The sequence below is a fragment of the Leptolyngbya sp. FACHB-711 genome, from assembly GCF_014695615.1.
Lineage (GTDB): Bacteria > Cyanobacteriota > Cyanobacteriia > Elainellales > Elainellaceae > Leptolyngbya_A.
On sequence record NZ_JACJOR010000369.1, the window covers coordinates 1 to 8161 of the forward strand.

At 51.4% G+C, this 8161-nt stretch carries 8 protein-coding genes; 4 read left to right on the plus strand and 4 right to left on the minus strand.

Annotated elements, in window-relative coordinates:
• The coding region (locus tag H6F80_RS15275) for a CapA family protein (protein WP_190792387.1) at window positions 1–555 on the minus strand (555 nt) is incomplete at its 3' end.
• A 718-nt stretch (window positions 556–1273) separates the two neighbouring features.
• On the opposite strand from H6F80_RS15275, the gene H6F80_RS15280 reads away from it, so the two are divergent.
• Window positions 1274–2086: a CAP domain-containing protein gene (locus tag H6F80_RS15280; protein WP_190792388.1), complete on the plus strand. Its 813-nt coding sequence runs from the start codon at window positions 1274–1276 to the stop codon at window positions 2084–2086.
• A 7-nt stretch (window positions 2087–2093) separates the two neighbouring features.
• On the opposite strand, the gene H6F80_RS15285 is transcribed toward H6F80_RS15280, so the two are convergent.
• The 3 genes from H6F80_RS15285 to H6F80_RS15295 form a co-directional block, all read right to left on the minus strand.
• Window positions 2094–4076 carry a hypothetical protein gene (locus tag H6F80_RS15285; RefSeq protein WP_190792389.1) on the minus strand — a complete coding sequence of 661 codons (1983 nt, stop codon included), beginning with the start codon at window positions 4074–4076 and terminating at the stop codon, window positions 2094–2096.
• 419 nt (window positions 4077–4495) lie between these two features.
• Complete coding sequence (gene csaB, locus H6F80_RS15290) at window positions 4496–5533, minus strand: polysaccharide pyruvyl transferase CsaB (RefSeq protein ID WP_190792390.1); 1038 nt, start codon at window positions 5531–5533, stop codon at window positions 4496–4498.
• A 139-nt stretch (window positions 5534–5672) separates the two neighbouring features.
• On the minus strand, window positions 5673–6125 hold the full coding sequence (locus tag H6F80_RS15295; RefSeq protein WP_242067382.1) for a helix-turn-helix domain-containing protein: 453 nt from the start codon (window positions 6123–6125) through the stop codon (window positions 5673–5675).
• A gap of 339 nt (window positions 6126–6464) precedes the next feature.
• Between H6F80_RS15295 and H6F80_RS15300 the strand changes: the two genes are divergently transcribed.
• From H6F80_RS15300 to H6F80_RS15310, 3 genes are all read left to right on the plus strand, one after another.
• On the plus strand, window positions 6465–6773 hold the full coding sequence (locus tag H6F80_RS15300) for a DUF2499 domain-containing protein (RefSeq protein WP_190792392.1): 309 nt from the start codon (window positions 6465–6467) through the stop codon (window positions 6771–6773).
• Entirely contained in the window at window positions 6770–7096 is a 327-nt protein-coding gene (locus H6F80_RS15305) for a DUF3593 domain-containing protein (RefSeq protein WP_190792393.1), read from the plus strand. The genes H6F80_RS15300 and H6F80_RS15305 overlap by 4 nt, the downstream gene beginning before the upstream one ends.
• A 393-nt stretch (window positions 7097–7489) precedes the next feature.
• Window positions 7490–8161 (plus strand): serine/threonine-protein kinase (locus H6F80_RS15310; RefSeq protein ID WP_190792394.1); only part of this gene is annotated, 672 nt, incomplete at its 3' end.

Below are 8161 nucleotides of genomic sequence, written 5' to 3' on the forward strand. Positions count from 1 at the left end.
GATCGTTTCTGTAAATCCCGGCTCGCCAAAATCAAACGTGTGGTTATTCGCAACGTTTAACACATCAAATCCCATTTCTTTAAGCATTTGGGCATACACAGGCGGCGTGCGAAAGGCAAACGTCATTCTCTGACTCGTATTTTTTGCGCTGTAGGGATAAGTCGTCAACGTGCTTTCAAAATTGCCAAAAGTGATGTCGGCTTCCCCCAGAAAAGGCTTAATTTTGCCAAACAAAAGCTGAGTTTCCTGCGCTAGTGCTTCTCCCGGTTCTGCGGGTAAAAGACTGCCCTTAGAATTGCTGCCCGGAATCAGATCACCGACTGCACTAATCGTAATGCGATCTGTTTTTGGAGAAACGGGTATGAGTTGATGCGTCGGCGAAGCAAGTGGAAACATTGCGACAGCCTGATTCACCCCTGGAGAAATTGAGGTCAGGGTCAGTTGTTTCACAGTTCCCCAGGCGAGTCGTTGCTTTACCTGCATTCGATTGAGCAGGGCATGGGTGACTGTACCCAGAATCACTCCCACCGTCAATCCCACAATAGCCAAACGCATAAACGAATCGGTGCGATGATGTTTTCTTGTTTCCCGCTTCATTCGTTCGATTTCCTGGTTTCCTATAATTCGCCCTGCTATCGCTGCACCCGTGTTTTTTCTGGCACGGAGAGTATCTGATAGTATATCTAAGATGTATTAAACTAATTCGTTTTCTACCCGTTCAAAACGTTATTTATTGTGGCTTACTTGTGGCTTAAACGGGCGTTGCTTAATGGGTAATAGGGATCTTCAATTTATGCAGAAGACCTCATGATTGCGATCGCGCTCACCACCATACTCACCCCCACGGATGAAACGCGATTTTCAAAGCAGATTTAGTCATTCATGCATTGCGATCGAACTGTCGGTACTTATTAGATATTGCTGTTGAGTATCACGGTTGGATACTACTGCAAAGCTCAAACAACTGCTTAACAAACGATCGAAACAGGTAATCAAAATTTGTCTTCTATCGGTAGGTTGAGACGTTGAATGTGATTTTGGTCACATGACCGCGTAGGAAATGATTTTTTCTGCAAATATCTCTACTTGAAGGGCTTCTCGCTAAAAACCAATTAATTCAAGCAGTTCAGCTTTAGTGTTTGATTAAATATGCCTTTATCCGAGGATGTTCTGAGTTGAAGCAAAGCCGTAAAAGTACGGACTGTATCAAAAAAAAGTCTAATTTTAGACAATTACACTGACTGTTTTTTTCGTCGCAGAACAAACACTAGCAATGCCCGTTCTTAGAGCAGAGACAGTGCGTATGCGATCGAAAGATTTCAGAGCTGCTAGTACCGCTAAAGTTCTAATGGCTGAGGACAGCAGCACCGGACGGCTCAATTCTTTGACCCCGGAGCGGCTTTACAAAATTCACTCCCAACAGCGCGGCTGGCTGAACCTTTCCTTATCCCGACTTCAGGCGAACGCAAATCTTGAACTGTTCAATCAGCAGGGCAAACTGTTGAGTCAGTCTAGCCAGCCTGGGCGCACCAGCGAAACCATTCGCCGTGAGGTCGGTCCTGGAACCTACTATGTGCGAGTTTCGCGCCAGCAAGGCAAAACGCGCTATCAATTGAAGCTCGACCAGGAACCCGTTCAGGTCGGTCTGGCCAACCTACAGCTTCCTCTGCCTCAAGCCCCAGATCCGATCGTCCAATCGGTGTTAGACATCACCAATCAATATCGAGCACAGGCAGGGTTGTCGCCCTTGCGCTGGAACTCTGTGTTAACGGCAACCGCGCTGGCTCATAGCCAGGACATGGCGTTGAATGACTTCTTTGGTCACACCGGTTCGAATGGCTCTTCGCTATTTGATCGATTGCGGGCAGCAGGCTATGGCTACGACAGCGCAGGAGAAAACGTAGCAGCAGGCTATGCAACACCAGAGAACGTGGTGCAGGCGTGGATGCAGAGTTCTGGTCACCGAGCTAACATTCTCAACCCAGAGTTAACGGAACTGGGAGTCGGATTTTTCTTGATGGAGCAAGACTCCGGTACAGTTCAGTCCCGCTACTACTGGACACAGAACTTTGGCACACCTGCGTAAGGCGGCTTCAGGTCGGCAGGGGCTTTGAGTCTTCCTGCTGCAAAAACGATGGAAGTTCGACACTGCTCAGCGATCGCTTTGCCTTTACAGGGCGGAACGGATGCAAAAGCGGTGAGGGCGCGTTTGGGTTAGCAGCCAGGGCTGGAATAGAGCTTTTCTGCGTGGCTGGTTCGGTGGGCGGTGTTGAAATTTGAGGTTCTGTTACACCAGTTTGTGGCTTCGAATTGAGGGGGGCAGAAGTCGAGGAAGGATTGATTGAGGGAGGATTTAAGGGTTGGGCAGGCTGTTCTGACTCATCGAAATTGAGTGATGCAAACGCTGTCAAATCGCCTGTTAAACTTGCTTTGACTACCTCTTCTGGAGCAACCTCAATCAGTCGCGCCAGGTCTTGCCAGAGGGCATCTTCCGCTTCGGACATTGCAGAAGCCAGCAGGCGATCGGCGTCAGAAACAATCACGTCATCGGGGTCAGCAATAGACTCAACTAGTGGCAATTCAACAGCCATTATTTCAGGAGATTCGCCCTGCATTGGCTTGGTTTCTGCCATTTCTGCTTCTGCCGCTTCTGTACTCACGGTTTGAGAACTTACGGTTTGAGGACCCACCGTCTGAGACAGCAAAGCCTCCACAAAGTGATCGGCGAGCGGTTGAACGACGGCATCCAATTGGGTCAGCAGATCGGGCGACGGCAAGATTTCAGCCGAGGTCTTTAGGTCGTAGCTAATTGAGACAGGAGGGGCTGGCTCTAAGGCAGTAGCTTCTGCGGCAAACTGCGAAGCGATCGGCTCTGCTTGAGGTTGAGCGGTAGTTTGATCAGCCTCAACAAACACTTCCTGCTCTTGGAGCTGATCTTCTGCGGTATCTGATGCAGTTGCACTGAGCGGAGCAAGCACCGGGAGCTGAACTGTGATTGGATTGGAGCGGACAGGTTCTTCAATCGCCTTTGGTTCTTCGATCGGAGCAATTTCAGACAGGAGTTCTGCGACTTCAGCCGCTGCCTGATCTGCCTCTAGGGAAGCCAGTTCATCCGCACTCTTGAACCGCTTCATCCAGGGAAGCAGCGACTCTTGCAGGACAACAGGCTTTGACCAGGGTTGAATCTGCTGTGCTTTGGGCAGGAGGAGGCTATCGATCGGGGGAGCAATCATTTCTGTGCTGGAGTCCGTTTGCGGCATCGGCATCTCCAGACATTTTTCGAGCGCGGCTTTAAACTGAAGTGTGTATCGCTGCTGACGTTGAAGCCTTGCCTGCAAATCGCGGCAGGTTCCTTCGGACTGCACTAAGGACTGCACCTGTTCGTTGTATCGCTGCTGAAGTAGGGCAGCCTCCCGCTCAAGCTGGGCAGCTCGCTCCTGGCTACTTTCCAGTTCTGCCGTAAGCGTTTCGATCAGGATGTGCTGTCGCTGGTTGGTTTGATGGGCAAATTCAAGCTGGCTAAACAGGTTGGCAATCTGTGCCTGAGCTGTTGCCAGATCTTCAGACTGGGGAGTAGCAAACGCTTCAGGCGATCGTTCGATTTGTCCTTTTAGGGCTTGTTGACTGCGTTCCAGGGCTTCTTCAAGCTGGGAAACGCGATCGAGCAGCACCCCATTACATTGATTTAATTCTTGAATCAGGCTGATCAAATCAATCAGGTTCGGCGGCTCAGATGACTGGGGAAGCTGTTCTGACAGAGCAGCCGTGAGCGACTCAGAAATCTCGCTTGCCGCAGGCTTTCCTGATGCTGACCCTGGACTGGCGATTGCTGGGCTAACCCCGCTCGACGGGCTAACGACTACAGGCGCAACATAAGCGTTAACCGGGGCCGTAAGGGGAACTTCTTGCGACGCTGACTCATCTAACGCTAAAGGCTGCACGTCTGGCGATTCGCAGGTTGCTTCGGTCTTTGCCAGTTCAGAATCGGTCAGTTCGGGAAAAGGATTCCACCAGTCTAGGGAAGATTCTAGTCCTGGTTCTGCCTGAGGCTTCAAAGGGAAATTCGGTTCACTCATAGCTTCCACTCACAAGGGCACGCATCACCTAAGCTCAATTTCACCGCACGGCAGACTCCGTCCGGCTAAACTCACACCATCTTGATCGACACAGACTATTAGGAAACAACACATCTGAGAAACAGCACACCAATCCTCAAATCTTGCCGAATTCGCTTGAAATAGGGAAGATTTCCTCTACTTCGGCTGTTCAACTTTCTTCAGATCACCCAATCTCAGTCCAGCCTGCCGCACACGCTTCACTGAGACTCTTAACTTAGTAACATAGAAAATCGGTTTAGCAACAGATTTATAAGTTAGTTAATGGTGTTGCCCGACTGCCGCTCATCTTACTGCCGCTCATCTTATAGTTAAGGACTCGGTTAAGCAAGTGGCTCGATCGTCTGGCGCAGCCACTCCGCTGAATTGACTTGACTCCCCTAACGTAAAGCCGATCGCAATACTTCCTGATGAATCAGCGCTCGATCGACCGTTGCCTGAATTTGAGCTGGATTCAGGGCATCGCCATTGGCAAATAGCTCCAGCCAATCATGGGTTAACGCGCTCGCTGTCGTCGGCAGGGAGTCCAGCGTCGCACCTGACATTTCAAAATCCTGCATGAGTTGGCTCACCTTGGGATCATAGCTGATGGCATAACAGCGACACTCCGCCGCCGCCGCCATAATCAGCGCATGAAGCCGCATCCCGATCGTCATCTCTACTCCTTGAAACAAGCCTTTGAGCTGCTGAGGATCGATCAGCGTCAAAATACGGCTCACGCCCGGAAGTTGCGGCTGGATCGCTTCGGCGATCGCGAGATCCTGGGCGGGCTGAAACGGAACGAGCAAAATACAGGTTTGCGTTGCCTTCTGAAAATCTGCCAGGGCACGGGTTATCAGCGTCAGGCGATCGGGTGTAAGGCGCGAGTGGGAGCGCAGGGCAACGGCAACCCTGGGCGCAGGCAAATCCCACAAACCCGGAACGGGCAGGGATTTCAGTGCCCAGACTGGATCGGGAGCCAGGGTCAGCGGCACTTGCCAGGAATCTACCTGTGAAGCCGACGCACTGTCTCGAACACTCACCGCAGTACAGCCTCGAAAAGACTGACGTGCCAGCCAGCCAGAGATCGATCGCCGTAAGGGACCCACACCCTGTGCCCAAGCGATCGTGCGTAAGCCCATCTGCTGGGCTAGCAGCATCAACCCCCCATAGTAAAAGGGATTTAGGGCACTGGTGGCATCTTGCATCAGGCTTCCGCCGCCCCAAACAAACGCATCTGCTCGGCGAAATGCTTGAACGATCGCAGGTAAGGATTTGCGCGGTACCGCTTCGACCTGATACTGCTTCTCAGTTTCGATCGGATTGCCAGAAAGTACGATCGGCTCAACGTGAGCAGGCAGCATTTGCAGCAGCGTTGCCAGCAGTGCCTCGTCGCCGCCATTTCCCATACCATAGTAGCCGCATAGTACTGCCCGCATTTTTGACTTCCCCTGGGTGCGTTTCTCCTAAAACAATACTGGAGAGAGGGGGTGGATGGGTGGATGGGTAAATGGGTAGGGGAATGAGGAGTAGGGATGAGGAGTGGGGATGTGGAGGAGTAATCGCGTATCCACCCTGCTATCGGGAATTCCCAAACCGCTGCAAATATTCCCACCCGCGCTGTGCCCACACGCGATCCCGTCCGGTCTTCTCTGCGATCCACTGAGCAACTTTGGGACCAGACCAGCTTCCTCCATCGGGAGCCGTGCCCTGAAGCACCTGTCGGAGTTCCTGCTGCTGTTCAGGGGTGAGCAGCGATCGGGGGGTAGGGGGTTGGCGTTCTTTGATGCGATTGCGGACGGATTCCGGTCCCTCGCTGTTGTAGCGGCGCACGATCGTTTTGGCGTAGTCGTAGTTCAGCCCAACCAGTTCTGAGGCTTGCTTGATCGTCCATTGTTGTGCCACCAGCAGCAGCAAATGCCAGCGACGTGCTTCAATCCGGTCTTTGGTTTGCTTATAGCGATTCTTTAACTCTTCCAGCGTCAGGTAAGATTCCAGGCGAACTTTAGGGGACATAGCAGGCATAGACATTGGGGCTGAGGAATGAATGGAGAACAAGGAAAGGTGTGAATCACAATGCGAGAATCAGGAGAGCAGGTCAACGCGACTCTCCGTAGATTCAGCAAAGTATTTCGTAGTGAAGATTACATCACTACTTTCTTCGATCGAAATTCCGTTGTCTGCTTTAGCAGCAGTTTTTTATGCAATCACCCGAAATTATGAAGCCTCTGTAATTTTTCGCAGGTATTTTCCTCAGGTTTGGTTCGCTTTGATTCTGGTTCGCTGCTAGATGGGCATTGAGAAACGGATAGAGCCTGGTTCGGGCTCGCAAGCTACAATACAAACTGATTGTTTTATCCATGCCCCCTCATGCACGCCCTTTCGATTCCCACCTGGATGATTCATGTCTCCAGCGTGATTGAGTGGATCGCCGCCATCTGGCTGATCTGGACTTATAGCGAGGTAAGCCGCAATTCTGCATGGCGTGCCCTCTCGTTTGGGATGCTGCCTGCGCTTATTAGCGCGATGTGTGCCTGTACCTGGCACTTTTTTGATAACAGCCCTGCGCTGGAATGGCTGGTGATGCTGCAAGCTGCAACTACGCTGATTGGTAATTTCACCCTGTGCGCTGCAGGCTGGTGGATCTGGCAAAGCCGTAAGGACACCCCGATCGCATGACTCCCGAAACCCTATTTGGTCTATCCCTGTTCCCCTATCTTGGTTTCCTCTGGTTTCTCACTCGTTCGCACCAAATGCCCCGGCTTGCCCTGATTGGCTTTTATATGACGCTGGTGTTTGTGGGTGTGACGATTCCTGCGGGAATTTACGCAAAAGTAGCTTACGGTGAAGCTCTTGCTAATGTGGACTGGTTGCATGGCAGTGCAGAGTCATTTTTGACGCTGGCAAATGTGCTGGTAGTGCTGGGCTTTCGTCAGGCGATCGTGCAGGTAACTGCCCAGAGGAGTGCCCCAAGGAATGCCAAGCTAGAGGAGAAGGGCTAGGGAAAAGCGGCGATTTTTGTAGAGTGCGATCGCTTCAGAATGTAGTATCCAGCCTATGATTAAATTTAAGATTTAGGCTAGAGCAATTACTGTGCTAAAAGAATTTTTCTCAAGGAAGTGCTGAGGTTAATGCTAAGGAATGCCAAGGTTTGATGCCAAGCTGTCAAACTATCCAGAGCATTGAACTGGCTCTATGTTGAGAAACGATGTTGAGAAACATTGAAATTGTCCGCTGGAGCGTGGGTTCCCGTTGGGAGAATGACTGGGGCAATTCATGATCTTGTCGCTGCCCGATTTACGTTACCTTCTGCCCGTTACACTGCCTGGTTTGGGCATCTTGAGGTTAGGAGGAAAGATTAGGAAACAACCCTTCGCCTGAGTGCACTACCCGCTATGATTTGCTGTCTCAATCCTCACTGCAAGAAACCGCTCAACTCCGCAAGTGAAACAATCTGTCAAGGCTGCGGCGATGCTCTGATCCGCCTGCGAGGTCGGTATCGGGCAGTGCAGCCACTCGGACAAGGTGGATTTGGCAAGACGTATTTGGCAGTTGACGAAGATCGACTGAACAGCAAATGTGTGATCAAGCAGTTTTCGCCGCAAATTCAGGGAACGAAGTCTTTGGATAAGGCGGTTCAGCTTTTTAACCAGGAAGCGGTACGGTTGGACGAACTGGGTGAGCATTCCCAGATTCCAACGCTGCTAGCGTATTTTGAGCAGGAACGCTACCTGTATCTGGTGCAGCAATTCGTCGAGGGACAAAGCCTGCTGCAAGAAATGCGGCAAAATGGGGCGTTTAGCGAACGACAGATTCGGGATGTGCTCTCGGATGTGTTGCCCGTGCTGCGCTTTATTCATCGCCATCAGGTGATTCACCGAGATATTACGCCTGCCAATATTTTGCGCCGTCAGTCAGACGATCGCCTAATTCTGATCGATTTTGGCGTTGCCAAGCAAATTAACGAAGAGTCTGCCGGAGAGCAGGGAACCCGAATTGGCACAGAAGGATATGCGCCAATGGAGCAGTTTCGCGGCGGCAAGGCATATCCTGCCAGCGATCTCTAT